This window comes from Treponema endosymbiont of Eucomonympha sp., assembly GCF_001028545.1.
In genome coordinates this window covers 1-768 of sequence record NZ_BBPW01000316.1, presented here as the reverse complement: position 1 = coordinate 768, position 768 = coordinate 1, and the positions used below count along the sequence as shown (strand labels likewise).

Below are 768 nucleotides of genomic sequence, written 5' to 3'. Positions count from 1 at the left end.
TGTAACCCTGCCCGCCCAGCTTAATCGTGCCGTCTATTGCGTGCTTCACCTGATTCGCCGCGTGCGCCACCACCGCAAAGTCGGGGTTCGTCGCCGCGCCGTTCATGAAGCGCGGGTTGGTAAACACGTTTGCCGTGCCCCACAGGAGCTTCACGCCGGTCGCGTCCTGCCGCTTCTTCAGTTCGTCCACCATTTTGGCGAGGTTCGCCGCCGATTCGTCGGGATTTCTGCCTTCCGGCGCAATGTCGCGGTCGTGCCACGCATAGAAGGGCGCGCCGATTTTAGTTATAAACTCGAACGCTGCGTCCGCTTTGTTCACCGCGTTCTGCGCCGCGTCCGCCGTGCTGTTCCACGGGAACAGGTGCGTCGCCGCGCCGAATGGGTCTGCGCCGTCGCCGCAGAAGCTGTGCCAGTAGGCGACGGTGTAGCGAAGGATATCCTTCATCTTTTTGCCGCTGCCGTCGACGCTGACTGTTTTTTCCGCGTCGTAATGCTTGAACGCGAGCGGGTTTTTGGACCCCGGCCCTTCATACGGAATTTTCCCGATGCCGGGGAAATACTCTCTGTTGCCGATAAAATAGTTTGCCATATAAAACTCCTTCAGTTGCGTGATTGTTTTTTATATATAAAGCGACGGACCCCGTTATTGATACAAGGGCGCGAGCGCTTTCAGGTACCGGTTGTATTCCGCGTAGGCTTTGTCATAGGCGGCGACTGCCCCTGCGTCTGGACGAATGCTGCCGCTTTCGTCGATTTCGATATGCTCGC

1 pseudogene is annotated in these 768 nt (G+C 57.8%); it reads right to left on the bottom strand.

The window, feature by feature from the left end:
• Window positions 1-589, bottom strand: a pseudogene (locus AWU74_RS06795) (xylose isomerase); the annotation flags it as partial.
• Between the last annotated feature and the right edge of the window lie 179 nt (window positions 590-768).